Raw genomic sequence first — 25,768 nt, 5'->3', positions numbered from 1 at the left:
ATTCCTGAAGCTATTGTTATTTGCGGCTCATCGCCTTCACCAGACGATCGCCGCTCATTTGTACTATCTGCACCAGCGCAATCAGCAGCAGAACGGTAATCGCCATGACGTCCGTCTGGAAGCGTTGATAGCCAAAGCGGATGGCCAGGTCGCCCAGCCCGCCGCCGCCGATGACCCCGGCCATCGAGGTGTAATCCACCAGTAAAATCGCGGTCACGGTCACGGCGGCAATCAGCCCGGCGCGCGACTCCGGCAGCAGGGTGTGCCAGATAAGCTGCCAGGTGTTGCCGCCCATCGACCAGCTGGCCTCCACCAGGCCGTGCTCCACCTCGCGCAGCGCGGTCTCAACCAGCCGGGCAAAGAAGGGCGCGCAGCCGACAACCAGCGGCGGGATGGTGCCTTCAACGCCGAGCGAAGTGCCGGTAATCAGCGTCGTCACCGGGATCATCACGATCAATAAAATGATGAACGGCAGCGATCGCAGGACGTTGACCCCCAGCGACAGCAGGCGATAGAGGCGCGGCGCGTGAAGCAGGCGAGGCTGGCCGCTGAGATAGAGCACAATCCCCAGCGGCAGGCCAATCAGCACGGTAAAGCCCAGCGACCAGCCCAGCATGGTCAAGGTATCGACGCTGGCCTGCGCCACGTCGCCCCAGTCGATATTCGCGAAAAAAGCCAGCGCGCGGTTCATCTCAGTTCCAGTCATGGCGTTGCGGACGAATGCCGTTGAGCACCCAGTTGCCCAGCAGCTGATATTTCCAGCGCACCGGGTCGTGCAGGGTGTGGACGCGCCCGTTGCGCCAGTGGCGATCAAGATTGAGGGCGATGCTGGTCGAGCGAGTGCCGCTAAGCTCAAACAGGCGGCTGGCGGCTTCCAGCGCCGCTTCGGTGGTAAAGACCTTGGCGCGCGCCACGGCGATAGACGCCTGGGCGACGTTATCCTCGCTCAGATCGTATTTATACCGGTCGAGCACCTTCCCGGCCCGCTCCAGCAGCGCGTCGGCGGCCGCCAGGCGGCTGTCAAGCTGGCCTATCTGATAGATAGTCAGCGGATCTTCGCTGGCGCGCTCAACGCCGGCATCAATCCACGGCCGGGCGAATTCGCTGACAAAGCTTACCGTATCGCTAAGCGCCGCGCGGGCGATTCCCAGATCGATGGCGGCGGTGGTGAGCTGGGCAAACGGTCCGGCAAGGGTTGGCGTCGCGTAGGATTTCCACGTCGGGAACAGGTGGAAAGGCTCGACGGCCAGATCCTCCGCCAGGACCGTCCCGCTGGCGGTGGTGCGCTGGCCGAGGCAGGCCCAGTCGTCGATGACCGTCAGCCCTGCAGATTCGCGCGGAACAAACGCCAGCTGCGCGTTATTCTCCGCATCCAGCGCCAGAATGCCGATCCAGTGGGCGTAGAGCGATCCGGTGCAGTATCCTTTACGACCGGTGATGCGCAGACCGCGATCGCTGGCCTCCAGGCGGGTGCGGATATCGAGCACCGTCTTACCGCCGGTCTCAGAAAGGGCATTGGCGAAGCGATAGCCTTTCAGCACCTGAGCGAAGAAAAAGGCCTGCTGCGCTTCGCTGCCCTGCAGACGAATATCCTCCAGCAGGCAGTAGTGGTTCTGCGGGATTTGCCCCAGCGACGGGTCGGCGGCGGAAATAATCGCAATCACCTGAGCCAGCGTCGCGGCAGAAACCTCGGCGCCGCCCCACTGCCGCGGGACGGTAATCCCCCACAGGCCGCTGTTGGAGTAGGTATCGATAATCTCCGGCGGCACGCTGCCGCTGCGATCGCGTTGCGCCGCGTCGGGCTGCAGTACCGCCGCGATCTCATGGGCGATGGCGATCGCTTCGTCATCGCTGCGGATAACGTATGCCTTTGGCGTCTGGCGGGTATAGCGAAGGGTTAGTTTTTCGTCGGGCATAGTCACATCTCACGGTTCAATAAACGGTATATGCAAAAAATAACTATCTAAATAGTTAATAATTCCTGTGGGTTATATGACAGCTAAAGCAAAGGCTATGCCAGAACGCATTTCATTTTTAATGTTTATTAATCAGTTAGATAGGTTTTGTGGAAAGCGCGCGGGCTGCTGCAATTGCAACCTGAGGCAACCCGCGTGTTGGATTTGCAGCAGCGCAGGGAGGGGAAGCCGCCCCGGGAAAGGTCGGGGCAGGGGAATGACAGGGACGATATTTATTCTGCCTGCCAGAGGGTCTCCGGCTCGGCGAACCCCTCTTCGACTCGGGCAAAGAAGCGGCTGGCGTGCAGGCCGTCAACAAAGGCGTGATTGAATTTGCCCGCCACCGGGATGATGCCGTTTTTCAGCTTGCCCCAGGTGAGGGCGGGCACCGCCGCGCCGACGTAATACTCCGCGTGAGTGATGGCGCTGAAATGCAGCCACGGCAGGCAGCTGGCGCAGAAGAAATTCTCGCCGTTGACGATAAGCGGCGCCGGCGCGGTATGTTTCGCCGCTTCAATGTTCGGCGTGGCGGCATGGCTGAAGGCGGCAAAATCGGCGGCGTTGTCGCACCAGACCTGGCGAAAGCCTTCCTGGGCGGTCATCACCGGCGTCATTACCGCCAGCTGGTCATATTCGATAATATCGTCGCCCAGCAGCCGCTGTTTCAGCTGCGGCACCCCGTTCGCCGCGCGAACCAGGGCGTAGAGCGCCAGCTGGAAAAACGAGACGCCGCGATCTTTCGCGCACTCATATAGCCGCTGCGCCTCGACAGGAACGCAGAGATTAAAGCTGGGGTTGGCAAAACCGCGATAAAAATCAAAATGATCTTTACGCGGCCAGTTTTGTTTGTCGATTACGCGATAGTTGGCCACGGGCGTCTCCTGTTGAGTCAGTGCCTGATACTATGCGACGATTTCAATCAGGTTGCCATCGGGGTCTTTAATCACCGCTTCATAATAGCCATCGCCGGTGGTCCGCGGCGGCGAGACCAGAATCCCCTGCGCGGCGGCGCGGTTTGCCAGCGTATTGACCTTTTCAGCGCCGCCAACGGTAATCGCCAGGTGTACCCAGCCGGTGTGGTTGTTATCCGCCGTCTGCGCGACAAGCCCCGGCTTGGTCATCAGCTCAATGGCAATGCCGTCGCCAATCTTGACAAAAAAGGACTCAAAGCCCGGGTTGGTTTGGCTGCAGTACTTCTCATTAATCTCGCCGTCGAAGAAGGCCACCCAAAAGCGGGCCTGTTGCTCAAGCTGGCGGGTCCATAGGGCGATGTGGGCAATTTTCATAGCAAACCTCTTTATAGGGTGTATTGACAGTCAGGGTCTGAATGCACGATCATGCACTTTGTTGCTCGATAAAGATTTTATCAGGAGTTATTTGTGCTCGATTATGCTGTTTTTCCTAAACAACGACAAGCGCTTATTTGCCAGATCCTGCAGGAGAACGGCAGGGTGGTTTGCGCCGAACTCGCCAGCCGCCTTAACGTCTCCGAGCATACTATTCGCCGTGATTTACATGAACTTAGCCGCGAAGGGTACTGTAAAAAGGTCTACGGCGGCGCGGTGATGACCCTGCCGGAGGCGGGGGACTATAGCGAGCGCAAAGAGAAAAATACGGCGACAAAAAGCAGGATCGCGCAGAAGTGCGCAAAGCTGGTGAAGCCCGGCGGCTGCATTTTTATCGATACCGGCACCACCAACCTGGCGATGGCGGAAGCGCTGCCGGCGGAGCTGGCGTTAACGGTGGTCACGAATTCTCCCGAGATCGCTGCCGTACTGCTCAAAAAACCGCTGTATGACGTGGTGATGCTTGGCGGTCAAATCCAGCGGGCCAGCGGCGGCTGCGTGGGCGCCTCCGCCGTGGCGCAGATTCAGGGCATGCTCTTCGATCAGGGATTTATCGGCGGCTGCGCCATGGCGCCTGAGTCCGGTCTGACGGGCTTTGACTACGCCGACTGTGAATTTAAAAAAGCGGTGATAAAACAGTGCAGCGAAATCATCGTCGGCCTGACCTCGGACAAAATCCCGGCGGTGGCGCGTTTTGTGGTGGTCGAAAGCAGCGCCATTGACGTGCTGGTGGTCGAGGAGAATATCAGTCGCGAATATCGCGACGCGTTTAGCGAACACGATATTCGTATTTATACCGTTTAAACGGTTTGCTGGCCTACTTTGACAGCGAAGTGGCAATCAGGCGCAGGCCGAGCGCGCCCAGCACGGTGGCGGTGACGATATCGATCTTACGCTTCATGCGCAGGTAGACGCTGCGCGGTCGCGCGGAAGAGAGCACCAGGGCCACCAGCGAATACCAGCTGACGTCAATCAGGAAGCTCATCAGCGGCACGATATAGTAAAAGGCCAGCGGGATACGCTCCGGCAGCAGGGCGGTAAAAATAGAGGCGAACACCAGCGCCGTTTTTGGGTTGCTGAGCTGGGTATAGAGGCCATCGCGGAAGGTTTTCAGCAGGGAATGTTCCGCCGCCATGCCGCCTGCCGCAAAATCCATCGGCTGCGCCGCGCCGCGGTAGATTTTATACCCCAGCCAGAGCAGATAGAGGCCGCCCGCGACCTTCAGGCCAATAAACATTTCCGGCACTGCCGTCAGCACTTTTTGCAGCCCCATCATGGCCATAATCGAAAAGATAGCCGCCCCCGTCCCGGTTCCCAGCGCGGTGACCAGACCATGCATCCTTGAGCGCGCAACGGCGTTGCGGGCCACGTAAATAAAGCTTGGGCCGGGGCTGATCACGCCCATAATGAGTACGGCGGCAATGGCCATCAGGCTGGATAAAAACATAAACGCTCCTGGTTGATGTTGAGCGCTAAAGTCGCATCCGGCTCCCGCTCATGATTGTTTCACCGTCAAAAAATAAACAATCTTTAGCGCGCTGTCACCCGACTTTACGGCGCGATGTTTCATCGCCTGTTCGAATAACGATTCCCATTTCGCGCGTCGGTGATAAACTGGCTAAATGTGATCTTTGTCATATCGTCATTAAAACAGAGAAAAGAGACACTGCTATGCAACATATCATTGAGGGCTTCCTCAACTTCCAGAAAGAGATTTTCCCGCAACGTAAAGAGCTCTTCCGCAGCCTGGCCTCCAGCCAAAATCCTAAAGCGCTGTTTATCTCTTGTTCCGATAGCCGCCTGGTGCCGGAGCTGGTGACCCAGCAGGAGCCGGGCCAGCTGTTTGTGATCCGTAATGCCGGGAATATCGTGCCCTCTTTCGGTCCTGAGCCGGGCGGGGTTTCCGCGACGATCGAGTATGCCGTCGTGGCCCTGGGCGTGACCGATATCGTCATTTGCGGCCACTCCAACTGCGGCGCGATGAAAGCCATCGCCACCTGCCAGTGCCTGGACCCCATGCCTGCCGTTTCCCACTGGCTGCGCTACTCCGATGCGGCGAAAGCCGTCGTGGAGAAGAAAACCTGGGCCAACGAGACCGATAAAGTCAACGGTATGGTGCAGGAAAACGTTATCGCCCAACTGAACAATATTAAAACCCACCCGTCGGTTGCCGTGGGTCTGCGGGATAGCACGTTGCGTCTGCACGGCTGGTTCTACGATATTGAAAGCGGTGACATTCGCGCGCTGGATAAAAACAGCAAAACCTTTGTGTCGCTGTCGGAAAACCCTGACGTTTATTTCGAATAAACTTCTCTTTCAGGGCACGGAAGCCCTGAGATGCTCACCTCCTGCCATAAATTCCCTGTCTGCCATACTCATTACGGCTCCCTGAATGATTTCTTAAGGAGAAGTGATGATTAAGCTGTGCGCAACCTGCGGGACGTCCTACGACGATCGCGGCAACACCCTGAACCATTGTCGTATCTGTGAGGATGAACGCCAGTACGTCCCGGCCAGCGGGCAGGTCTGGATCAAGCCAGACGATCTGAGCGAGACGCATACGAATACGTGGCAGCAGCATAACGATCGGCTGTTGAGCGTCAGGACGGTACCGAAATTTGCAATCGATCAGCGCGCGTTTCTGCTGCTCACGCCGCAGGGGAATATTCTCTGGGACTGCATCGCCAATCTTGATGCCGCCAGCAAAACGCTGATTACCGCCCTGGGCGGGATAAACGAGATCGCCATCTCCCATCCTCATTACTACACCACGATGCAGGACTGGGCCGACGCCTTTAATGCGCGAATTTATCTCCACGCCAGCGATCGCGAATGGATTATGCGCGATAGCCCGGCCATCACGCTATGGGAAGGAGATGCGCTGGAGATCCTCCCGGCGGTGCGGCTGCTGCGCCTGGGAGGCCATTTCGCCGGAGGAACCGTTCTGCACTGGGCGAAAGATGACGGTATTATGCTGGCGGGCGATATTATCCAGGTGACGCCGGGGGCGCGCGCCGTTTCGTTTATGTGGAGCTATCCCAATTTGCTGCCGTTGGCGGCCGCCAGCGTGGAGAAGATCGTTTAACGTCTGGGCGATACGCCTTTCGGGGCGCTGTACGGCGCCTTTAAGGGGCAGAACGTCCCCAAAAATGCCCGGCAGATCGTTCTGGACTCAGCGCAGAAATACCTCGCCTGTCTTAAGACGACGGCGCACCGCTGAGGGGCGCGCCGCCGCGCGGGATTTACAGCACGCCGTCGCCGCCGTCGGAGCACCACACCTGGCCGGAGGTGAAGGAGCAGGCATCAGAGGCAAGGGTAACGTACAGCGGCGCAATCTCTACCGGCTGCCCGGGACGCCCCAGCGGCGTATCGGCGCCGAACTGACGCACCTTCTCATCCGGCTGGCCGCCGCTTGACTGCAGCACCGTCCAGTAGGGACCGGGGGCGACCGCGTTTACCCGGATACCCTTCGGCCCCAGCTGTTTGGCCAGCGATTTCGTGAACGCCACCAGGCAGGCTTTGGTTTGCGCGTAGTCCAGCAGGATGGGGCTCGGCTTAAAGGCCTGGACGGATGAAGTATTAATAATCGCGCTGTGTTCTTTAAGATGTCGCAGGGCGGCTTTGGTGATCCAGAAGGCCGCATAAACGTTGGTTTTGAAGGTGGCGTCAAAGTCGGCGGTGGTGAGTTCTTCCAGTGATTCGCAATATTGCTGGCGTCCGGCGTTATTGACCAGAATATCCAGCCCTCCGAGTTCGCTGGCGGCCTGTTCCACCAGGGTTTCGCAGAAGGATTCGTCGCGCACATCTCCCGGAATCGCGACGGCTGTACGTCCTTCGGCCTGAATCAGGGCAATCACGGTTTCCGCATCGGACTCCTCTTCCGGCAGATAGTTTATCGCCACATCGGCGCCTTCGCGGGCGAAGGCGATCGCGACCGCGCGCCCAATCCCGGAATCGCCGCCGGTAATCAGGGCGCGCTTACCGGCGAGCCGCCCGGAACCGACATAGCTCAGCTCACCGTGATCCGGCTGCGGCTTCATCTCTTCGGCAAGACCCGGCGGCGATTGCGGCTGGTCAACAAAGGGGGGACGGGGATACTTCGCGGTATTGTTAGCGTTGTCGCTCATACTGACCTCCTCGTGTTAAAAGAGTAAGCGTAGTTGCCTGGCCAGCCTGCCGTGGAATATTGAAGAATAATTGAACGGCTTCGCTGTTATAATTTTGGCGCTTTGATTCCTCTCCCATCGGTAATTTACTGATTGCCGGGAAACTTTTCAAAATGAGAGGCGCCAGCGGCGTTTGGCATTTTAGGATTATTCTATCGCAAGCCTGACGGTATATTTATCGCCTTTTTAATGCTGCCCGGCGCGCATATTTACGCGGGCGGTGAAGTCGTTAAAAATATTTCCCGGGCGATTCATCAGGTACGGAACTTGTGAAAATGAACATCAGCAACCAGACTTATTAAGACAAGACAAAAATATGCCGGAGGTATGGTTGATGAAAAAATTACTGCCCGTTATTTTCTGTGCGCTGATGGCTCAGGGCGTTTATGCCGCGGACGACGGGGGATTTAAAAAAGATGCCGCTCCGCCGCCGCCGCATAAAATTGACGATGGCTACCGCGGGACGGAGGACGGACGAATTATGACCGTGCGCCAGGCCCTGGAAATGCACGATGGGGCAACCATCTCATTACGCGGCAATCTTATCGAGCAGCACGGTAACGACCGCTACAGCTTTCGCGATAAAACCGACACCATCGCAGTGATTATCCCCGCCGCGGTTTTTGATGGCCGCGAAGTGAAGCCCGATCAGATGATCAGCATCAACGGCAGCCTCGATAAAAAAATGACGCCGCCGGTAGTGCGGGTGGACCGGATCCAGAAATAACCGCTCAAGCAGGAGGAATTGATGTCCGTACAGCATCCAGCCGACCCGGATAAGCGGGGCCGTCATCCATCGAAAGAGGACCCGCGCGAGCAGGGGGAAGTGCCGCGTAAAAGAGACGACAGCGAAGATCATAAAAAAGATCCCTGGCATCCCCAGCCTGAAAAGCGTTAAAAATAGCCGCCCGTCAACGGGCGGCTATTTTTCTTTCCTAAAGATCGAGCGGGGATAAACGCCTGCGCGAGCGGCTTGCCGGCTGGGATATCGCTTTCGCTATCGCCGCGCCGATCTCCGCGCAGGCGGTGATACCCTGAACGAAAGGCTGGTCGTGCATCAGCCAGGGAATGGCGGCGAACGCGATGCGCCCGCGTACTTCGGGCGGTTCCCGCAACGTATAGTCGTCTCCGACCTCAGGAATCTCTTCTCCGGTCGCCAGCAGCTGCTCCCTTAAATGCGGGAAGGGAAGATCTTTATTTTTCAGCGGCTTTTGCCCTCTGGCATCAATAAACACATCAAACGTATAGCGATTTTGTTCGCTGGTAATCACCGTTTTTTCCTGCTCTACCGCCATCTCATAGTCATGCCCTAAGGCGAGAATAGTGATGACGCCCGCTTCGCGCAGCGCCAGCAGCCGGCGGATAGACTCTGAAGGAATGGCGGCATAGCAGTCGATAAAGACCCGCGCAAGGCCATTTTTGAAACGCTCCCGGTCATGGTCATTAAGGTGAGGCACCATCGCCTGAACGGCTTCATGTAGCCGCAGGATCGCGTAGCGCCAGGGAACCGTATATCGCGCGCGTTTGTTGCGCTCAACCTCTTCAAGGTTATCCAGCGCCCAGTGGAACGGATTATGCTGCTGGCGTTTAGCAAACCACGCCTCGCTGAAGCTGTCGGCGTTAAGGCTGTGAAGGGCGATATTTTCGCTCCATAGGGGGTCGGCAAGCGTGATTTCCTGCGCCACCAGCTCAAAGACGCGATCGAGCAGACCGTCGCTGCCCGCGGCGATGGCTTGCTCCATCGCGCTTTCGCTGACGATGCTCAGCGGCTCCCAGGGAATAGGACAGTAAAAATCCGCTTCCGGCAGAATGCCGGAGCGCGACATCAGCGCGATGCTTAGCGCCTCGCTTGCCTCGTCCAGCCTGAAGGCGAGGGCGTCATCGTCGGACCCGATAAACCGACCGTGCTGGACGGCGACGGCCATCGCGGCGTCAATTCCGCTAAGCGAGGTGCCCATAATGCCCACCCGGCAGGGGGGAATGCTGGCCTCCATGAGGCCAGACCACGGGCTGGGAAACCATGTGCGGGTCGACTCTTCTTCATCGGGCCAGACGTGTCCGGTGGCGATTACCGCGAGGTCAAAGGCTTCGGCGACCGGCTCATCCTCAACCCACAGTCTGACCCCTTCTTCGGTCGCCTGCAGGTCGCTGACCCGGCAGGACTCATTGACCCGGATGCGAAAGCCCTGCTCCCTGGCCTCTCCGACCAGCGCAAGAAACTGGTCGCGAAAGTATTCACCCAGCAGGATGCGCGGTAAAAATTGACGATCGTGCAAAGCGTCGTAATCCACGCCGTAGCGCGCAAGGCGCGTCCGGCTCTGGGCTTTCAGCCAGTCGAGATAGCTGCTCTGAATGGGGGGGATTTCAATGCTGGCGATATTGGCCAGCATCATGCGCGAATTCTCTTCATCGCTGTAGGGCATGCCCACGCCCGCTTCCTCGGCCTGCTCGTAAATTGAGACGTCCAGCGGCTCGCCCTGTTTGAGTAATGAGAACAGGGTATAAATTCCGGTTGGACCTGCGCCGATAATGGCAATTTTCTTCATAATGACTGACCCGCCGTTGTTGTTATCACATTTGTTGTCGGTGGCCTTCCGCCAGTTGAAAAGCTCCACGATAGATCATTTCCGGGTAACGGAAATCTGGCCCAATAATTGTGGTTCAAAATGAGGAAGAGGGCCAATTGCTGGCGCGCCTCTTCCTCGGGGTTAGTCAAAGAGGCAGGCTTTCAGAACCAGGTTTCGAGCTGGGCGCCGAAGAATAACGTCCCCGCGCTATGGTATCCGGCGCTGCCGAAGGTGTCCGTCGAGGAGTAGTCATCCAGCGATTTGTCCCAGCACATCCAGGTGGCAAAAAAGCGGATTTCCGGGCGTTCAAAGAAGTCCGTCACGTTCTGCATCTTGAAAGTAGGAGCAAACGTCAGCTTGTAATAGCTGCCGCTGGCAGCTCTGTTGCCATTAAAGCCTTTCGGATCGATATCCATATACTGATAGCTGGTTTCGTACTGCAGGGCGAAGTTCTGCTTAATCTGCTGAATTATTCTCGCGTTCAGGGTCACCCAGTCGTAATGGTCTGAATCGATATAGCGGCTATTGCTGCTTTGGGCGACGATCAGCGGCGCGAAGCTCAGCCTGTCGGTGAGGGACGTTGTCCCGTAAGAGGCAAACTTGACGGTCCATGCCGGGTTTATCAGATAGCCGTCGGAGCCCGGGCCGCGAACCTCCGCTCCCAGCGCGCGGCCATAAAGCAGGGCCGTTTTGGTACTGCCGGGACGCAGGCCGTAGAAGCTGTCGCCATGGTACGCCAGCATGGTGTTGAACCCCTGCGAGGCCGCTTTATCCGACGCCAGGCCATCGTTAATGCGTTTATCGTTGTCCTGCGAGTATAACCCGTTGAGCATCCACTGCCAGCTGTCCAGCCGGTTATTCAGCGAGAAGGTGTAGTTTTGAATATAGGTGTTATCCGCGCCGGTCATGTTGTTATATTCAACGTTGTCCATCGTATCGATATCGTTGAAATTACGCCCGTATACGGCGAGATTGGTTTTGATATCGCCCCACAAGTTCACGTCATAAATACCTGCGCCGGTACCGATTAAATTCATCATATCGGAATCAAGCCAGTGAATATCAAAGTTATCCCGGTCTTCACGCTTGCCGGCCCACAGCGTGGCCTGTTTAAATGCGCCGCTAAACGAAGGCATATCGCTCATTTCGACAAACGCCTGCCGTACGTTCATCTGACCGTTGAATGAACTGTCGGTATTATACGTTTTATCCCACTCGGCGATTTTCATGTAATAACGCAGCTGGCTGTTATTATCATATTTTCGCCGGTAGTTGATATCGGCGGTTACGTAGGTATCTGATTCATTGCCCAGGCGCCCGACGCTGCCGCCGGTACTGCCCGCAGGCGTCAGAGAGGGGCCTACGGTGCTGGTGGTGCCTTTGCTGGTCAATATTCCGCTGCGCGCGTAGCCGCCGAATTTAATCTCCCGATCCTTCTCTTGTGCGATAAGAGGCTGCGACGGTTTACTTTTTATTCGCGCCAGGTCTTGCTCGGTTTGCTGTTCGACAAACTGTAATCTTTCTTGCGCGCGCGCCGCGTTTTTTTCGGCGCTGGCCGCTCTTTTTTCCGCAGCGTCTATTTTTCGCGTCGCATCCTGTAATTGGATGCGCGACTGTTTTAATTCGGCCTCAAGCCTTTCGAGTCGGGCGTTAATTTCATTCAGGGTCGTATCCGCCGCAGCGGCGGATGCTGGCAAAGCCAGCGCGCAGAGCGTAAGCATATAGGCTTTCATCATTAATACCTGTACAGGGGTAGCTGTGCTCTGGACGCGCGGGCGCAGAGCACAGGTTACTGTGCCATTAAAATGGGATGTTTATTGGGGTGTTAAATTAATAGTTGGGCTTTATTTTTTTCAGGCCTCTTTGGTCGCTTTATCGGTTTTGACAAAAATGAACGTGATAATAAAGGCAAAAATAAAGACCGCGAGTCCGACGGTAATATAGGTAACAAACTGATAGCGATCGTAGAGATACATCAGCGGCGACAGAAGGACCGCCAGACCGTATGAGTTCGCTTTTATCGACAATAGCGACAGCACCATGCCACCCAGCGCCGAGCTGGTGAGCATCACCATTATCGCCCGTAGCCCGGATTGCATCACGATACCGAATAAAGCCGGTTCCGAAACGCCTAATAGCTGAGTAATGGTCGCGGAAATCCCGGCGGTTTTAAACGCGATATTTTTCGCCTTCAGTGAAATAGCCAGACATACGGCGGCGTTGGCAAAACCGTACATCGCGCACACCGTAATTAATGGATTAAACCCGGTACCGGCAATCAGCGAGGTTTCAATCATAATAAACATATGATGCATCCCGGTCATCACGGCAATGGGATAGATGAAGCCGATTAACAGACCGCCAATACCCGCAGGCAACGTCAGAAATTGCTGAATAGCCATCACGGCATAATGTTCAAATGCATGCACCAGCGGCCCTAAAACCAGTAAAGCGATGGCCACCGCAATCAGGATGACGATAAACGGCGTAAAAATCAGATCCATCGAGTTGGGCATCACCCGGCGGAAAAAAATTTCCAGCTTAGCGCCGATAATGCCGGTGATCAGGGCGGTCAGAATAGACCCCTGATAGCCGACCAGAGGAATAAAACCCAATACATAAATCGGGCTGCTGTTGCCGTACGCCACGTCATAGGCGTTCGGCAGCGCGGGGGAGACCAGCATCAGGCCGATTAAGAAGCCGATTATTGGCGTACCGCCAAATTTCTTAAACGCCGACCAGCAAATAAACGCCGCCAGAAAGGCGAAAGCGGTGTCGCAAAGCACCGTGGTCAGCGTTTGCAGCGCCACCGGAACCTGATGAACGCTGCCGCCAAACCACGCCTGGACGGTATCGTTAAAAATGACCCCCTTCAGGCCGAGAAACAGGCCGGTGGCCCCGAGTACCGGGACAATCGGCACAAACACGTCCGATAAATTGCGAATTCCCCGCTGTAACCGGCCCGTACTCTGCTTCGTCATTTCATCCTTGCTGATTTCGGCAACCTGGAATTCGTTAACAAACGCCTGGTAAACCTTATTGACGATCCCGGTTCCGAGGATTATCTGATACTGGCCAGCATTAAAAAATACGCCTTTGACTTCGCTAATATTGCGGATTTTATCGTCATCAATTTTCTGTCGATCTTTTACCTGCAAACGTAAACGGGTGGCGCAGTGGGTGGCTGAGGCAATATTTTCCTTGCCGATGATATTCACGATCTCAACGGCGATATTTTTATAGTTGTTCATATTTGACTCATTCCTTAACGAGAAGGGTTTGATAGGGTTTCAGGGGAGTCTCAGCGTTGGCATAATTATTGAGGACAATCTCACCCGCCGGGAGCGTAAAGGGCAGAGGCTGTGCGCTTAAATTGGTTATCGAGATAAAACGTGCGGTCGCCGTTCTCCGTTCGTAGGCAATGATGCGATCGTCAACGTCTTCTATGGCGGCGAATGAACCATAGATCAGCGTTTGCGGATAGTGCTTATTTCGCAAGGCGATCATCTTTTGGTAAAACGCGAATACTGAATCCGCATCGTTTATCTGGCTTTGCGCGTTGACGCTGAAGTCAGCTGCGGAAAACGCCAGCCAGGGCCGCGCGCCCCGGTTAAATCCGCCGTTGGCGCTATCTGACCACGGAAAGGGCGTTCGCGAATTGTCCCGCGAGCGCTGGTTGATAAAGCCTAACGCCTGCTGTTCAGAGAAACCTTCCGCCAGGGCGCGGTGGTAGTTATCAATACTGGAAATATCGTCAAATTCCGCGATCGATTGTCGGCGGAAATTTTTCATCCCCAGCTCCTGGCCCTGATAAATAAACGGCGTTCCGGCCATAAAGAAGTACATCGCGGCCAGCGCTTTGGCACCGACGTCATTTTGATAATCCGCGTCGCGGATGAGCTTGGATAGCGCGCGGGGCTGGTCGTGGTTTTCAATAAACGTCGTTCCCCAGCCGGCCTGGTAAAAGGCCCGTTGGCTGGCAAATAGCGCCTCCCTGAATTCGCGAACGTTCCAGTCGCGCTGCTTAAACCATTCAGAACCGTTTTCGACATCAATATCGGCGGCGTGAAAATCGAAAATCATATTAAAGTAGCCGTCTGGCCCAATATAGCTGTCGTACTCTTCCAGAGGCACGCCCGGCGCTTCGCCCACGGTTACGCAGCGGTGACGACGGAAAGTGCGCTCTTTTAGCTCATGGAGAAAGCGCTCGATGCCCGGACGGTTGCGCGATTTCGCTTTAATCGATGCCAGACCATCAATACCGTCTGCGGGCAGAGAGGCGTAGTCCTGATCTTTTTTAATAAAGGTAATTGCATCGATGCGAAAACCGGCGATGCCTTTATCCAGCCACCAGTTAATCATGGCGTAGATTTCCTCGCGCAGCTGCGGGTTTTCCCAGTTGAGATCCGGCTGCTTTTTATGAAAAACGTGCAGATAGTAGCACTCCTCGCCAGCGACTTTTTCCCACGCGCTGCCGCCAAAAATCGATCGCCAGTTATTGGGCGCGCCGCCCGCCGCGGCGGGTTTAAAGATGTAATAATCACGATATTTCGATTGAGGGTCGGCCAGCGCGGCCTGAAACCAGGGGTGTTCATCGCTGGTATGGTTAACCACCAGGTCGACCATTACCTCAATGCCCAGCTCGCCAGCCTGTTTAATCAGGTTATCAACGTCCTGCATCTGGCCTAAATCGGGATTCACCGCATAGTAGTCCGCGATATCGTAGCCGTTATCTGCTCCCGGCGAGCGGTAGAACGGCGAGACCCAAATCAGGGTGATGCCCAGCGTTTTCAGATACGGCAGTTTAGCGATAATACCCGGGATATCGCCAACGCCATCGTTATTGCTGTCATAGAAGCTTTTTGGGTACACCTGATAAATAACCGATTCTTTCCACCATGCGCTTTGTTGTGATTGATTCATCATTTCTCCTGAGTATGAAATCGATACCATATTGAGTGAAAAAAAATTACGCCGAGGCTCTGATAACCAGTTCCGATTTCAGGTCTTCCTCGTCATAGCGATACTGCGTGTGGTTGATCAGGGACAGCAGGCGTTCTACAGAGATGCGGCCCAGCTGCTCAATGGGCTGGCTAACGGTAGTGAGCGGAATATGCACCATCTCCGCCACGGGAAGGTTATCAAAGCCCATGACCGCCAGTTCGCCGGGAACGCTGACGCCGTGGGCCGATAGCGCGGAAATCAGGCCGCAGGCGACCTCATCGCTGCCGGCGAAAATCGCATCGGGACGTTCGCTTTTCGTCATCTGCAGAATTTGCTCAGCCAGGCGCTGCCCGTCGCGCCAGGTGTGGACATGACGAAAAATAAACCGCTCGTTAACCGCCTGCTGTCCGTCTTGCATAGCGGCAATAAAGCCGCGGTTCCTTCTGCTGCCGTGGCCCTTTTGCTGGAATGCGCCACCGGTGGAGTAGGCGATTTTTTTATACCCTTTGTTAAGCAGCCAGCTGACGGCGTTATAGGTTGCCAGTTCATCGTTCATTCTGACGACGGGCAAAGTGGTATTATCTATGCTGGTGTTGCACAGCAGGATAGGGCCATATTTCTGATATTGCTCAATGACGTCTTTGTCACTCTCTACGGCGCATAAGATCAGCCCGTCGATGATTTTTTTCTTCAGCAGATCGAGACAGTTTTCTTCTTCGCCCGCGCTATTGTGGTTCTGGACGATCAGCACCGAATAGCCGTTTTTTCGTGCCGTAACTTCAAGGGCGTCGACCAGGCTGGCAAAAAAAGGGTTGGTTATCCTTGAGATAAGCACGCCAATCCGGTGGGTTTTCACCCCGCGCATCTGCTGCGCGACGGTGCTCGGCTCGTAATCCAGCTCTTTCATGGCCGCGAGGATTTTTTCCTTTTTATCTTCAGAGATATAAGGATGATTGTTGAGGAAGCGGGATACCGTCGTGACCGACAGGCCGGCTTTTACAGCGACGTCTTTTATGGTTGCCATGGTTCTTATGAAATCGATATCACATGGGCATAAAATATTTTCGCGCAGGAGCCGGGTCAACCTCATTTTTATAAAACATGACCTGACTCACAATAAAGTTAACGACACGCCTGCTGAGCGGTACGGATGTTGTCGCGGGCAACGGCCTAAGCTCGAGACAACATCCGTGCACCCGCCGCGCTAAATGGAAACATCTTCCTCCGGATGGAGGCGGGGGAGATGCTCAACGAATAACAAGCGAGATGTCCCGTTTAGCTATTATTCCGGCTTTGGCGCGACGAACTTGACATATTAAACCGGGTTGCTATTTCTTAAACTGGCGCTCCGATAATAAGCGCAACGGTGAGGTGAAAAATGGCAAGTGAAAAAAAGAGGCTGCCCGGGATTAAAGAGAACGAATTTTTTCTTAATTTTGAATGCGCTGCCCGCCAGATAGGCCTCGGAATATTATTGGCGATCATACTGGCAGCCCTTTTGGGTCTCTTTTCTGGAGGATATTTTAGCACTGCCGAAAAAACAACTGCGCAGCGCAATTTAACGGTGGCCTATGACCGCTTCGGTCGTTTGCAAACTGAATTCAGGCTAAAGATTACCGCCCACCCGCGGGTCGCGGATAAATATATTTTTAGCCTTGGCGGTGATTTTACCTCTTCTTTTGAACCTGGCAGTATCTGGCCCCGGCCAGACAGGATGTACAGTCAGAACGACCGGCTCTTTCTGGTCTATAATGATCTGAAAAGCATGAATAATTTTTCTATATGGCTCTACGTTACGCCCACCCGCCCAGGTAAGTTAAACCACTCTTTGCAGCTAAACGGCGAACCCGAAATCCGCTTCTGGCAATTTATTTATCCTTAGGAGGATGCGATGGAGATGGTCTTGCGTGCGTTAGCGATATATTTAATTTTGCTGGTGGTGTTTAAAATCGCCGGCCGCCGGGCGCTATTACAAATGACCAGCTTTGATCTGATTTTATTACTTATTATCAGCGAGGCTACCCAGCAGGCGCTGCTGGGGAACGATTTTTCGGTGACCGGCGCAATGCTGACGATTATGACGCTGGTGGTCGTGGATATGCTTTTCGGATTAATGAAGAAATATTCCGCTGGCGCAGAGTCAGCGCTTGATGGTTGCCCGGTGATTTTAGTCGAAAATGGCGTGCCGTTAATTGACAAGCTGAAAAAAGTGGACGTCTCCTGTGATGATATTCTGGTCGCCGCGCGGCAGAATCAGGGTATTACGGAATTAAGTAAAATCAAATATGCCATACTGGAACGGAATGGCCACATTTCTATTATTCCTGCTGAGAGTTAAAAAGGTCTTTTTATGTCAAATAACCCTTATAACCAGGCGAAAACCACCGGCGAGCTGACTAAACAGGTCGCCAGCGCGCTGATTGACCGTCGTTTACGCTTAACCACCGCGGAATCCTGCACCGGCGGTAGCCTGGCGGCAGCGCTGTGCGCGGAAGCGGATACGGCCGCATTCTACGATATTGGCTTAATCACTTTTAGCGATCGGGCGAAACAGCAGCTTCTCGACGTCAACGCCTCAACGCTGGAGAAATATAGCGCCGTCAGTCGGCAGACCGTTGAAGAGATGTCCACCGGCGCGCTGGCGCGTTCCGGGGCGGATATCAGTATCGCCATTAGCGGATACGCGGGGCCGGACGGCGGCGATGACGGGACGCCTGCGGGGACCGTCTGGTTCGCGTGGAATTTTCGCGGCAGTATCGACGCGCATAAAACGCTGTTTTCCGGCGAGTGCCAGGATGTTGTGGAGAAAGCCGTGCGCTATTCACTGGCGATGCTCATCGAGAAACTGCCCAGCTGGCAGAGCGCATAACGCTTTTATTGCGGAGGTTTATATGGCAGTCATGGCGATCACTGGCGGTACTGCGGGAGTCGGTAAAGCAACGGCCCTGCGCTTTGCACGGGCAGGCTATGACGTCGGCATTATTGCCCGCGATGGCCGAAGCCTTGAGGCGACGAAGCAGGAGCTCCTTCGTTGCGGCGTTCGGGTGCATACCGTGCAGGCCGATGTGGCAAATGCCGATGCGCTCTTGACCGCCGCCGGCGAAATCGAAAATCGGCTCGGGGCTATCGAGGTATGGGTCAATAACGCGATGTGTGCGGTGCTGGCGCCTTTCAGAGCGATGACCCACGACGAATTTAGACGGGTAACCGAGGTCACCTACCTCGGCTACGTCAACGGGACTCGCGCCGCGCTGGCGCTGATGACGCCCCGCGATCGCGGAGTGATTATCCAGGTTGGCTCCGCGCTCGCCTATCGCTCCATTCCGCTACAGTCCGCCTACTGCGGGGCAAAGGCCGCGATTCGGGGTTTTACCGATGCGGTGCGTACGGAGCTGATGCATGAAAATAGCGGCGTGAGTATTGCGATGGTACAGATGCCGGGGCTGAATACGCCGCAGTTCGAGTGGGCGCGCAATAAGTTTGCCTGGGCGATGCGCCCGGTGCCGCCCGTATTTCAGCCGGAAGTGGCCGCCCAGGCTATCTTCAACGTCGCGCGCCGGCCCGTACGCGAACTCTGGGTAGGGAGCAGCACGATTCAGTCCATTATTGGGCAATTTCTTTTCCCGGGCTTCCTTGACCGGCTGATGGTCAAAAAAGCGTGGGAAGGGCAAATGACCCGGCGCTTGAATGCCGACGACCGTCAGGACTATCTCGAACAGCCGGTCAGCGGATTGCATAAAACGCACGGGCGTTTTTCCTCTGAGGCGAAATATCGCGCCACCGCCATCACTTCCGGCGTGCCCGGAAAAGCGCTGCTGGGCGGCGCGGCAGCGGCGGGGGTACTTTTAGCAAAATGGTTTATCTCGCGTAAAAAACGCTAACGCAGAGCGCTACTGCTGGTCCAGAACCATCGATAGCCATATGCGCTAATCTCCAGCTTAGCGTGCTTACCGGGAGTGAGGGCGTCCGCGTAGGTTTTGTCGGCCAGGCAGGGCGTCCACACCGCCGCATAGATCCCTTTCGCGGTAAAACGCAGCGGTTTATCACTGAAATTAAGGAAGGCGATAACGCTGCGCTCGTGGTCATCGTAGCAGATCCCGAGAATCGCCTGCCGATCGGTGCTAATGATGCGGAAAGGCGCAACGGCGATTTCCGGGAATTCTGACCGCGTATTGGCGATATCAATAATACGGTGCAGGAGAGAATGGCGGTGCAGCAGGGAATCAGCGACGTTGACTTTCTGATAGCGAAACGGTCCCCGGTCGATCATGGGAGCCACAAACGTCTGCGGATCGGCTGCGGAGAAGCCGCCGCCCGCTGAACCGGCCCACTGCATCGGCGTACGCACCGCGTAGCGCTCTTCCAGCGCCAGGTCGTCACCCATGCCGATCTCATCCCCGTAGCGCATGATCGGTACGCCGGGCAGCGAAAAAAGCACGGCATGACAGAACGCCAGCCGCCGCCGGTCGCCATTCAGCATTGGCGCCAGCCGACGACGAATACCGCGCTGATAAACGTTCATCTCCTTATCCGGCGCGAAGGCATCCAGCACGGTCTGCTTGTTCTTGTTACCGATCCCTTCAAGATCCAGTTCATCGTGGTTGCGCAGCCAGTTTGCGAAGCAGCAGGCGTCAGGAGGCACCACCATTTTCTTGATGGCGTCGATCAGCGGGTGGGCGCTCTGGCTGGCGAGGCTGACGTAAAAATATTTGTTCAGCCAGAAGTTAAGTACCATATTAAGTCGGTTATTATCGCCAAAATAGTCGCGATACTGCGCCACCTCAACGTCGACTTCGCCGAGCAGTATGGCCTGCGGATTATGTCGTTCAACCAGCCGACGCAGATGTTCCAGGAGCCATAGCCCGCGTTTCTCCTCGCCGCGTCCGGCCTGTTTCGTCAAATGCGAGGCGGCATCCAGACGAAAGCCGGAAACCCCCAGCTTCAGCCAAAAGATAACGATATTTTCGACCTCTTTGATCACCGCGGGAGAGGCCAGATTGAGATCGGGTTCATGGCGGTAAAACATATGGCGAAAATATTGCCCGGCTTCGTCATCCCATGACCAGATGCTCTCTTCGACGCCGGGAAACATGGGCGGCGTATCGTCATCATCGCTATCTGCCCACAGATAATAGTCGCGGAACGGCGAGCGACGGCTGCGCCGCGCTTGTTGAAACCATGGGTGAGCGTCGGAGGTGTGCTGGATCAGCAATTCAATAATAACCTGCATGCCTAATTCGCGGGCCTGCTCGATAAAAGCAATGATATCCGCCAGTTGACCAAATCGCGGATCGACCTGCAGATGGTCGCTGACATCGTAACCCTCATCCAGAAACGGCGTCAGGTAGAAGGGCGTTATCCAGATCACCGTCGCGCCCAGCCGGCGAATATAGCGCAGCTTCGCCGCGATCCCGGCGATATCGCCGCAGCCATCGCCGTTAAGATCGTAAAACAGCGCTGAATCAATCTGATAGATAATGGCCCGCGTATGCCAGTCAGCCATAGCCCACCTCAGTGATAGCCTTCATTTCCGGAAACTTTGCCGCGGAATACGTAGTAGCTCCATGCGGTGTAAACCAAAATCACCGGAATGATAAGCAGGGTTCCTACCAGCATAAATAGCTGGCTGGCCGGCGGCGCGGAGGCTTCCCACAGCGTGATATGCGGAGGGATGATATTGGGCCACAGACTGATGCCCAGGCCGCTGAAGCCGAGAAAAATAAGCCCAAGCGTCAGGAGGAAAGGGCGGGCGTGGCTCGCGGGATGAGCGCTCAGGCGCCAGATCCACAGGCTAAAGACGAGTACCAGAATGGGAACGGGCACAAACCAGTAGAAATTAGGCAGGGTAAACCAGCGTTGAGCAACGGACGGCCAGCCCAGCGGCGTCCAGACGCTGACCACGGCGATAACCGCCATCAGCGCCAGAAGCGTGTGACGGGTCAGCTCACGCATGCGCTGCTGCAGCGCGCCTTCGCTTTTCATGATAAGCCAGGTGGTGCCGAGGAGCGTATAAGCCACCACCAGCCCTAAGCCGCAGAACAGGCTAAAGGGCGTCAGCCAGTCCAGCGCTGAGCCGATGAACCTGCGGTCGGCAACCTCAAAGCCGCTGATGACCGCGCCCACGACTATCCCCTGGCTAAAGGTAGCCAACAACGAGCCGCCCACAAATGAGTAATCCCAGAATTTTTGATGGGAGGGGGTGGCCTTAAAACGAAATTCGAAGGCGACGCCGCGAAAGATCAGGCCAATTAACATGGCGGTGAGCGGAATCGTTAGCGCATCGGTGATGACGGCGTAGGCCAGCGGAAAGGCGCCGAATAGCCCCGCGCCGCCCAGCACAAGCCATGTCTCATTGCCGTCCCACACCGGGGCGACGCTGTTCATCATCACGTCGCGCTCGTTGGCGTTGGGCACAAAGCTGAAGACGATTCCGATGCCGAGATCGAAGCCGTCCATAACGATATACATCAGCGTGGCAAACACTATGATGACAAACCAGATAACGGGGATATCGATGCCCATTAGCGAGTCTCCTCTTCAGGCACGGCCTCTGCGGCGGAAAGGGGGCGAGCCGGCGTACCGGAGGTTGTCGATGTCAATTCGCTGACGGGCTGAGGCCCTTTCTGAATCAGCCGGATAATGTAGTAATAACCTACGCCAAACACCGAACAGTACACCACGATAAAGACCAGCAGGCTGACGATCATTTGCGCTGTGCTGTGGAGAGAGACCGCATCCCGGGTGCGTAATAAACCATAGATGACCCAGGGCTGGCGTCCCGCTTCGGTCGTGATCCAGCCGGCCAGCAGCGCCAGCAGCCCCGCCGGCCCCATCGCCAGCGCAAACCACTGAAAGGCGCGGGAGTGAAAAAGACGCTGCCGGTAGCGGAGCCACAGGCTCCATACGCCGAGGGCAATCATCAACACGCCCATGCCGACCATGATGCGGAAAGACCAGAAGACGATAAGGGAGTTTGGCCGATTCTGCGGCGGAAAATCTTTCAGCGCCGGGACCTGCTTGTTCAGGCTATGGGTGAGGATCAGGCTGCCAAGCGCAGGGATTTCCAGCCCGTATTTGGTGCGTTCTTCATCCATATCGGGCACGCCAAACAGCAGCAGCGGGGTGGCTTCTCCGGGTTTGTTCTCCCAGTGGCCTTCTATGGCAGCGATTTTTGCTGGCTGATGTTCAAGCGTGTTGAGCCCGTGCATATCGCCAACGATGGCCTGGACCGGCGCGACCAGCAGGGCCATCCACATCGCCATGGAAAACATTTTACGTATGGCCGGCGTATCATTGCCCCGCAGAAGATGCCAGGCGGCGGAGGCGCCGACGAACATCGCGCTGCTGAGAAAAGCGGCAATCGCCATATGGGACAGACGATAGGGGAAAGAAGGGTTAAAGATAATCGCCAGCCAGTCCTGGGGAATGACATGACCGTTTTCAATGGTAAAACCCTGCGGCGTCTGCATCCAGCTATTTGACGCGAGGATCCAGAAGGTTGACATCAGCGTGCCCAGCGCCACCATGCAGGTGGTGAAGAAGTGCAGGCCGGGAGGAACTTTGTTCCAGCCAAAGAGCATAACGCCTAAGAAACCGGCTTCGAGAAAAAAGGCGGTGAGCACTTCGTAAAGCAGCAGGGGACCGGTAATACTACCGGCAAACTGTGAGAAACCGCTCCAGTTGGTGCCGAATTGATAAGCCATGACCAGGCCTGAAACCACGCCCATCCCGAAATTAACGGCAAAAATTTTCAGCCAGAAATTATACAATGAGCGCCAGACGTCATCTTTTGTCCGCAGCCACATCCCCTCCAGCACCACCAGATAGCTGGCCAGTCCGATGGTAATCGCCGGAAAAAGGATATGAAAAGAGACGGTAAATGCGAACTGCAGCCGAGCCAGATTAAACGCGTCGAGTTCAAACATATTCCGGACCCCATCACAGAACACCCCCCCCGAATTGAGCAGGGGGAAGTGATTAACAGCAGGTTATCGAGGACCAGGGCTTTTCTTGCCTGCGCCGAGCTCTGCGCCGGTCAGAGGATCGCCATCCGGATCGGATTGGGTCCGTTTCGCCATGGTTTTCGCCAGGGCCTTTTGTTTGGCCGTTAGCTTAACGCTGGCGCCACCCTCTCCGCCATCCACTGCAGGCTGTGGATTTGCCACATATTCGAAGTGCCTATCGCTATTCCAGCTACCGCGAATGTCGTCGCCCTCTGACATATTGTAGTAGGTGCTGGCGTATTCAGGGACGGGCGGTAATTTTCCCGGCGGATAGTTATTTCTGATGGACTGGAGCGCTTTTTCGAAAGAGAGCTGATGAGCGGCTTCCCGGGTCATCAGAAAGGCCAGCGCATCCTTCACTCCGGGGTCATCAGTGACGTTGATCAGGCGCTCATAAATGATTTTGGCCCGCGCCTCGGCCGCCACGTTGGAGCGTAAATCCGCGGTTGGCTCACCAATCGTATCAATATAGGCGGCGGTCCAGGGCACCCCGGCGGAGTTGGTCAGCGGCGTGCCTGCGCCATACAGCAAAGAGGTGATATGGCTGTCGTTACCGTTAGCGGTAAGCGAGCGGTACAGGTCGGCTTCGTTTTCCGCGCCTTCCGCCAGGGCGCCTTTGGCCCCTTTATTGAGCATGCCAACCAGCGAGCCGATAATTTCAAGGTGGCTCAGCTCTTCGGTGGCAATGTCCATCAGCATATCTTTACGGCCCGGATCGTCATCGCTCAGGCCCTGAGTAAAATACCGGCATGCGGCGGCCAGTTCGCCCTGGGGACCGCCGAATTGTTCCAGAAGAAGGTTCGCCAGTCCCGGATTCGGCTCGGCGACCCTTACGGTATACTGAAGCTGCTTAACGTGTCGGAACATAGGCTCTTATCCTTATTGCTTATTTTTTCGCTTCAACGCCTTCGGCTTCAGAGCGCAGAAGGAACTCTTCCGTTGTTTGCGGAATATGTTTCAGCAGCCAGTCGGCCATGGCCCGCTCTTCTGCCAGAATCGATTCGATGGCGGGGATTGAGGCGGTGTCGCCGGCTTTATTCGCGGCGGCAAGCAGGGAGGTATAACAGGCAATTTCAAACTGCTCAAATACATAACCGCTAATTGACCCTTTAACGATTTCATCGGAAGGGAACATCCCGCCAATGGATTGGCCCAACGCGGCCATTTTGCTCATGGAATCCTTCAGCACCGAGCGTGATATATTATTACGATCCAGAATCTCCTCCAGTACCGTAATTTGGCGTTTGGTTTCAGTTACGTGCTGTTGAATTCTGCTGCGCAGGTCAGGATAATTATCGATGCGGCTCGCCATGGATTCCAGCATAGATTCTGCCTGTTTTTCCATTGCATGCGCATCGCGTAGCCAGTCGTGATAATGTTCAAGATAATTCATAATCAACTCCTTAATATTGGTTTACCATCTGGCTATTTATTTTGGGCGTCTTTATTAATATTGCCGACCGCCAGGTCAGTTAATTTAAGGTCGGTTGATTTTTCTTCTTCTAACGTTTCCGCTAAAAGTTTAACCGCTTTTTTATAGCCAAGCTGTTCTGCTAAAGTGGCGAGAGTGCCGTAGCTGGCAATTTCATAATGTTCAACCTTTTGCGCAGCGGCAATTAATGCCGCATCCCGCACTTCATTTTTCTCCGTGCTCTCAATAACTTCGTTAGCTTCTTCAATCAGCCCCTCCATGGCCACGCATTTCATCCGTTTAATTTTGATATCAGGCTCTTGCTCGACAATTTGATCGATACGTTCAATTTGCCCCTGAGTCTCCTCCAGGTGGGCCTTGAACGCGGCGCTAAGCTGTTCGCTGGACGCCGCTCTGGCGAGTTTCGCCAGGCCGCGGGTTAATTGTTTTTCTGCGCTATATGTATCCGATAAAAGATGAATAAAAACGTCTTCTATGCTCTTCATATTCATATTAATTACCTTTATAAACGGAGAATAACTGCGAGTCCGCAGACTCGCAGGTTACTCTTTTAGTTACAAGAGAATGAGGCGATTAATATCAGGAATTATCAGATTTACGCCCGCCGCCATGGCTATTTTGGCCGCCTTTCTTTCCGGCCTCAGATGCGCGCTGCGGATCGTTTTTAAAGTTACCACCGCTGTGCTGACCGCCTTTACGTCCTGCTTCAGATGCTTTATCACGGTCTTCAGCGAAATTACCGGAACCACCACGATGTTCTGCCATATTTTCATACCTCTGTTGTTGAGTTTATGTCAGGAAGATACGCTTCAGGTACGTATCCGTTGTCGTTCAGAAATTAAATTTAGTCGTTATTTTTGAACAGTCAAACCGGTTTGTGGTGATATTTTTTGAAATACTCTGAATTGCGCTGCTGTTACCGTTTCGCTTGTTTTTAATGAATGTCAGCATAACGGGTTATGATCTAACGAAAGATTTTTATTCGCGAGGGAATATCGGCGGGGCCGCTGCGTTAATAAATGCAGCGTAGACGCGGCGCAGGGCTTTACGTCTCTTTACATAAGCGCGGGAAATAAGTTGTCGGAATGGTGAAAGATATTAAGGACACGACCGGGAAAAATCAGAAAATAGCGTATCGCCAGTGCTGAAAGTAATTTTCGGATATTTCAATGCGGGAGATAAAAGGCACCAGATCACGAGGCTGTGAAATGGTGCGTCCGAGTGGACTCGAACCACCGACCCCCACCATGTCAAGGTGGTGCTCTAACCAACTGAGCTACGGACGCATTATGGTGCGTTTAATTGGACTCGAACCAACGACCCCCACCATGTCAAGGTGGTGCTCTAACCAACTG

Annotated in this window: 26 protein-coding genes, 1 tRNA gene and 1 pseudogene; 9 read left to right on the top strand and 19 right to left on the bottom strand. The window is 55.1% G+C overall.

Annotated features, from left to right (window positions below; genetic code table 11):
* Positions 1 to 16 precede the first annotated feature (16 nt).
* The 4 genes from ABLU88_RS22745 to ABLU88_RS22730 form a co-directional block, all read right to left on the bottom strand.
* On the bottom strand, positions 17 to 691 hold the full coding sequence (locus ABLU88_RS22745) for a methionine ABC transporter permease (protein WP_047723711.1): 675 nt from the start codon (positions 689 to 691) through the stop codon (positions 17 to 19).
* A gap of 1 nt (position 692) precedes the next feature.
* A complete protein-coding gene (locus tag ABLU88_RS22740) occupies positions 693 to 1,916 on the bottom strand; it encodes an SfnB family sulfur acquisition oxidoreductase (RefSeq protein ID WP_047723712.1) in 1,224 nt (407 codons plus the stop codon).
* Between the two features lie 272 nt (positions 1,917 to 2,188).
* Positions 2,189 to 2,827, bottom strand: coding sequence for a CatA-like O-acetyltransferase, family 1 (locus tag ABLU88_RS22735; protein WP_025105858.1), 639 nt, complete (start codon positions 2,825 to 2,827; stop codon positions 2,189 to 2,191).
* 30 nt (positions 2,828 to 2,857) lie between these two features.
* A complete protein-coding gene (locus ABLU88_RS22730; RefSeq protein ID WP_048262238.1) occupies positions 2,858 to 3,241 on the bottom strand; it encodes a VOC family protein in 384 nt (127 codons plus the stop codon).
* Between the two features lie 93 nt (positions 3,242 to 3,334).
* Between ABLU88_RS22730 and ABLU88_RS22725 the strand changes: the two genes are divergently transcribed.
* Positions 3,335 to 4,105, top strand: a complete 771-nt coding sequence (locus ABLU88_RS22725; protein ID WP_207172611.1) for a DeoR/GlpR family DNA-binding transcription regulator — start codon at positions 3,335 to 3,337, stop codon at positions 4,103 to 4,105.
* A 13-nt stretch (positions 4,106 to 4,118) separates the two neighbouring features.
* Here the strand turns inward: ABLU88_RS22725 and ABLU88_RS22720 are convergent, their stop codons facing one another.
* Positions 4,119 to 4,748 (bottom strand): LysE family transporter, encoded by a 630-nt coding sequence (locus ABLU88_RS22720; RefSeq protein WP_014229623.1) that lies wholly within the window; start codon positions 4,746 to 4,748, stop codon positions 4,119 to 4,121.
* 224 nt (positions 4,749 to 4,972) lie between these two features.
* Between ABLU88_RS22720 and ABLU88_RS22715 the strand changes: the two genes are divergently transcribed.
* Complete coding sequence (locus ABLU88_RS22715; RefSeq protein ID WP_004119381.1) at positions 4,973 to 5,608, top strand: carbonic anhydrase; 636 nt, start codon at positions 4,973 to 4,975, stop codon at positions 5,606 to 5,608.
* 106 nt (positions 5,609 to 5,714) lie between these two features.
* Positions 5,715 to 6,521, top strand: a pseudogene (locus ABLU88_RS22710) (MBL fold metallo-hydrolase).
* A gap of 22 nt (positions 6,522 to 6,543) precedes the next feature.
* On the opposite strand, the gene ABLU88_RS22705 reads toward ABLU88_RS22710, so the two are convergent.
* Positions 6,544 to 7,428, bottom strand: a complete 885-nt coding sequence (locus ABLU88_RS22705) for an SDR family oxidoreductase (RefSeq protein WP_032749766.1) — start codon at positions 7,426 to 7,428, stop codon at positions 6,544 to 6,546.
* A 373-nt stretch (positions 7,429 to 7,801) separates the two neighbouring features.
* Between ABLU88_RS22705 and ABLU88_RS22700 the strand changes: the two genes are divergently transcribed.
* Together ABLU88_RS22700 and ABLU88_RS22695 are read left to right on the top strand one after the other, a co-directional pair.
* The gene (locus tag ABLU88_RS22700; RefSeq protein ID WP_025105854.1) at positions 7,802 to 8,194 is read left to right on the top strand and encodes a YdeI family stress tolerance OB fold protein; all 393 of its coding nucleotides are present in this window, start codon (positions 7,802 to 7,804) and stop codon (positions 8,192 to 8,194) included.
* 21 nt (positions 8,195 to 8,215) lie between these two features.
* Positions 8,216 to 8,365: a hypothetical protein gene (locus ABLU88_RS22695; protein ID WP_004851580.1), complete on the top strand. Its 150-nt coding sequence runs from the start codon at positions 8,216 to 8,218 to the stop codon at positions 8,363 to 8,365.
* A 37-nt stretch (positions 8,366 to 8,402) separates the two neighbouring features.
* Here ABLU88_RS22695 and ABLU88_RS22690 read toward each other — a convergent pair whose 3' ends face one another.
* From ABLU88_RS22690 to ABLU88_RS22670, 5 genes are all read right to left on the bottom strand, one after another.
* Positions 8,403 to 10,013: an FAD-NAD(P)-binding protein gene (locus ABLU88_RS22690; RefSeq protein WP_064374907.1), complete on the bottom strand. Its 1,611-nt coding sequence runs from the start codon at positions 10,011 to 10,013 to the stop codon at positions 8,403 to 8,405.
* Between the two features lie 182 nt (positions 10,014 to 10,195).
* Positions 10,196 to 11,770: a carbohydrate porin gene (locus tag ABLU88_RS22685; protein WP_348838041.1), complete on the bottom strand. Its 1,575-nt coding sequence runs from the start codon at positions 11,768 to 11,770 to the stop codon at positions 10,196 to 10,198.
* A gap of 117 nt (positions 11,771 to 11,887) precedes the next feature.
* Positions 11,888 to 13,285 carry a PTS transporter subunit EIIC gene (locus ABLU88_RS22680; protein WP_025105851.1) on the bottom strand — a complete coding sequence of 466 codons (1,398 nt, stop codon included), beginning with the start codon at positions 13,283 to 13,285 and terminating at the stop codon, positions 11,888 to 11,890.
* Positions 13,286 to 13,292: 7 nt separating this feature from the next.
* A complete protein-coding gene (locus ABLU88_RS22675) occupies positions 13,293 to 14,960 on the bottom strand; it encodes an alpha-glucosidase (RefSeq protein ID WP_348838038.1) in 1,668 nt (555 codons plus the stop codon).
* A 43-nt stretch (positions 14,961 to 15,003) separates the two neighbouring features.
* On the bottom strand, positions 15,004 to 16,002 hold the full coding sequence (locus tag ABLU88_RS22670; RefSeq protein ID WP_004851570.1) for a LacI family DNA-binding transcriptional regulator: 999 nt from the start codon (positions 16,000 to 16,002) through the stop codon (positions 15,004 to 15,006).
* 354 nt (positions 16,003 to 16,356) lie between these two features.
* On the opposite strand from ABLU88_RS22670, the gene ABLU88_RS22665 reads away from it, so the two are divergent.
* The 4 genes from ABLU88_RS22665 to ABLU88_RS22650 are packed head-to-tail and all read left to right on the top strand — an operon-like array spanning position 16,357 to position 18,859.
* Entirely contained in the window at positions 16,357 to 16,860 is a 504-nt protein-coding gene (locus ABLU88_RS22665; RefSeq protein WP_348838036.1) for a hypothetical protein, read from the top strand.
* A gap of 9 nt (positions 16,861 to 16,869) precedes the next feature.
* Complete coding sequence (locus tag ABLU88_RS22660; RefSeq protein WP_025105847.1) at positions 16,870 to 17,316, top strand: YetF domain-containing protein; 447 nt, start codon at positions 16,870 to 16,872, stop codon at positions 17,314 to 17,316.
* Between the two features lie 12 nt (positions 17,317 to 17,328).
* Positions 17,329 to 17,847, top strand: coding sequence for a 2-oxo-tetronate isomerase (locus ABLU88_RS22655; RefSeq protein WP_064357270.1), 519 nt, complete (start codon positions 17,329 to 17,331; stop codon positions 17,845 to 17,847).
* A gap of 22 nt (positions 17,848 to 17,869) precedes the next feature.
* Complete coding sequence (locus ABLU88_RS22650; protein WP_014229616.1) at positions 17,870 to 18,859, top strand: SDR family oxidoreductase; 990 nt, start codon at positions 17,870 to 17,872, stop codon at positions 18,857 to 18,859.
* Here the strand turns inward: ABLU88_RS22650 and ABLU88_RS22645 are convergent.
* The 8 genes from ABLU88_RS22645 to ABLU88_RS22610 form a co-directional block, all read right to left on the bottom strand.
* Positions 18,856 to 20,481 carry an alpha-amylase family protein gene (locus ABLU88_RS22645; protein ID WP_148849545.1) on the bottom strand — a complete coding sequence of 542 codons (1,626 nt, stop codon included), beginning with the start codon at positions 20,479 to 20,481 and terminating at the stop codon, positions 18,856 to 18,858. The two genes, ABLU88_RS22650 and ABLU88_RS22645, sit on opposite strands and share 4 nt — an antisense overlap.
* An 8-nt stretch (positions 20,482 to 20,489) precedes the next feature.
* A complete protein-coding gene (gene cydB, locus ABLU88_RS22640; protein WP_046878487.1) occupies positions 20,490 to 21,500 on the bottom strand; it encodes a cytochrome d ubiquinol oxidase subunit II in 1,011 nt (336 codons plus the stop codon).
* The gene (locus tag ABLU88_RS22635) at positions 21,500 to 22,903 is read right to left on the bottom strand and encodes a cytochrome ubiquinol oxidase subunit I (RefSeq protein WP_014229613.1); all 1,404 of its coding nucleotides are present in this window, start codon (positions 22,901 to 22,903) and stop codon (positions 21,500 to 21,502) included. Before ABLU88_RS22635 ends, cydB begins: the two co-directional genes overlap by 1 nt.
* A 63-nt stretch (positions 22,904 to 22,966) precedes the next feature.
* Positions 22,967 to 23,848 carry a manganese catalase family protein gene (locus ABLU88_RS22630; RefSeq protein ID WP_046878485.1) on the bottom strand — a complete coding sequence of 294 codons (882 nt, stop codon included), beginning with the start codon at positions 23,846 to 23,848 and terminating at the stop codon, positions 22,967 to 22,969.
* A gap of 19 nt (positions 23,849 to 23,867) precedes the next feature.
* On the bottom strand, positions 23,868 to 24,374 hold the full coding sequence (locus tag ABLU88_RS22625) for a ferritin-like domain-containing protein (protein ID WP_009653688.1): 507 nt from the start codon (positions 24,372 to 24,374) through the stop codon (positions 23,868 to 23,870).
* A 32-nt stretch (positions 24,375 to 24,406) separates the two neighbouring features.
* Positions 24,407 to 24,904, bottom strand: coding sequence for a ferritin-like domain-containing protein (locus ABLU88_RS22620; RefSeq protein ID WP_014229611.1), 498 nt, complete (start codon positions 24,902 to 24,904; stop codon positions 24,407 to 24,409).
* Between the two features lie 88 nt (positions 24,905 to 24,992).
* A complete protein-coding gene (locus tag ABLU88_RS22615; protein WP_004136767.1) occupies positions 24,993 to 25,178 on the bottom strand; it encodes a general stress protein in 186 nt (61 codons plus the stop codon).
* A 444-nt stretch (positions 25,179 to 25,622) separates the two neighbouring features.
* Positions 25,623 to 25,699 (bottom strand) — tRNA-Val (locus tag ABLU88_RS22610).
* Between the last annotated feature and the right edge of the window lie 69 nt (positions 25,700 to 25,768).

The organism is Klebsiella sp. GW_Kp182 (genome assembly GCF_040062275.1).
Lineage (GTDB): Bacteria > Pseudomonadota > Gammaproteobacteria > Enterobacterales > Enterobacteriaceae > Klebsiella > Klebsiella michiganensis.
This window is presented reverse-complemented; position numbering and strand designations above follow the sequence as displayed.

Excerpts from the sequence above, each read along its gene's own strand:
- ABLU88_RS22690 (WP_064374907.1), bottom strand. The coding sequence starts at position 10,013 with ATGAAGAAAATTGCCATTATCGGCGCAGGTCCAACCGGAATTTATACC.
- ABLU88_RS22740 (WP_047723712.1), bottom strand. The coding sequence starts at position 1,916 with ATGCCCGACGAAAAACTAACCCTTCGCTATACCCGCCAGACGCCAAAG.
- ABLU88_RS22630 (WP_046878485.1), bottom strand. The coding sequence starts at position 23,848 with ATGTTCCGACACGTTAAGCAGCTTCAGTATACCGTAAGGGTCGCCGAG.
- ABLU88_RS22715 (WP_004119381.1), top strand. The coding sequence starts at position 4,973 with ATGCAACATATCATTGAGGGCTTCCTCAACTTCCAGAAAGAGATTTTC.
- ABLU88_RS22655 (WP_064357270.1), top strand. The coding sequence starts at position 17,329 with ATGTCAAATAACCCTTATAACCAGGCGAAAACCACCGGCGAGCTGACT.
- ABLU88_RS22705 (WP_032749766.1), bottom strand. The coding sequence starts at position 7,428 with ATGAGCGACAACGCTAACAATACCGCGAAGTATCCCCGTCCCCCCTTT.
- ABLU88_RS22660 (WP_025105847.1), top strand. The coding sequence starts at position 16,870 with ATGGAGATGGTCTTGCGTGCGTTAGCGATATATTTAATTTTGCTGGTG.
- ABLU88_RS22645 (WP_148849545.1), bottom strand. The coding sequence starts at position 20,481 with ATGGCTGACTGGCATACGCGGGCCATTATCTATCAGATTGATTCAGCG.
- ABLU88_RS22700 (WP_025105854.1), top strand. The coding sequence starts at position 7,802 with ATGAAAAAATTACTGCCCGTTATTTTCTGTGCGCTGATGGCTCAGGGC.
- ABLU88_RS22685 (WP_348838041.1), bottom strand. The coding sequence starts at position 11,770 with ATGATGAAAGCCTATATGCTTACGCTCTGCGCGCTGGCTTTGCCAGCA.
- cydB (WP_046878487.1), bottom strand. The coding sequence starts at position 21,500 with ATGGGCATCGATATCCCCGTTATCTGGTTTGTCATCATAGTGTTTGCC.
- ABLU88_RS22615 (WP_004136767.1), bottom strand. The coding sequence starts at position 25,178 with ATGGCAGAACATCGTGGTGGTTCCGGTAATTTCGCTGAAGACCGTGAT.
- ABLU88_RS22745 (WP_047723711.1), bottom strand. The coding sequence starts at position 691 with ATGAACCGCGCGCTGGCTTTTTTCGCGAATATCGACTGGGGCGACGTG.
- ABLU88_RS22695 (WP_004851580.1), top strand. The coding sequence starts at position 8,216 with ATGTCCGTACAGCATCCAGCCGACCCGGATAAGCGGGGCCGTCATCCA.
- ABLU88_RS22650 (WP_014229616.1), top strand. The coding sequence starts at position 17,870 with ATGGCAGTCATGGCGATCACTGGCGGTACTGCGGGAGTCGGTAAAGCA.
- ABLU88_RS22680 (WP_025105851.1), bottom strand. The coding sequence starts at position 13,285 with ATGAACAACTATAAAAATATCGCCGTTGAGATCGTGAATATCATCGGC.
- ABLU88_RS22675 (WP_348838038.1), bottom strand. The coding sequence starts at position 14,960 with ATGATGAATCAATCACAACAAAGCGCATGGTGGAAAGAATCGGTTATT.
- ABLU88_RS22635 (WP_014229613.1), bottom strand. The coding sequence starts at position 22,903 with ATGTTTGAACTCGACGCGTTTAATCTGGCTCGGCTGCAGTTCGCATTT.
- ABLU88_RS22665 (WP_348838036.1), top strand. The coding sequence starts at position 16,357 with ATGGCAAGTGAAAAAAAGAGGCTGCCCGGGATTAAAGAGAACGAATTT.
- ABLU88_RS22625 (WP_009653688.1), bottom strand. The coding sequence starts at position 24,374 with ATGAATTATCTTGAACATTATCACGACTGGCTACGCGATGCGCATGCA.
- ABLU88_RS22730 (WP_048262238.1), bottom strand. The coding sequence starts at position 3,241 with ATGAAAATTGCCCACATCGCCCTATGGACCCGCCAGCTTGAGCAACAG.
- ABLU88_RS22720 (WP_014229623.1), bottom strand. The coding sequence starts at position 4,748 with ATGTTTTTATCCAGCCTGATGGCCATTGCCGCCGTACTCATTATGGGC.
- ABLU88_RS22620 (WP_014229611.1), bottom strand. The coding sequence starts at position 24,904 with ATGAATATGAAGAGCATAGAAGACGTTTTTATTCATCTTTTATCGGAT.
- ABLU88_RS22670 (WP_004851570.1), bottom strand. The coding sequence starts at position 16,002 with ATGGCAACCATAAAAGACGTCGCTGTAAAAGCCGGCCTGTCGGTCACG.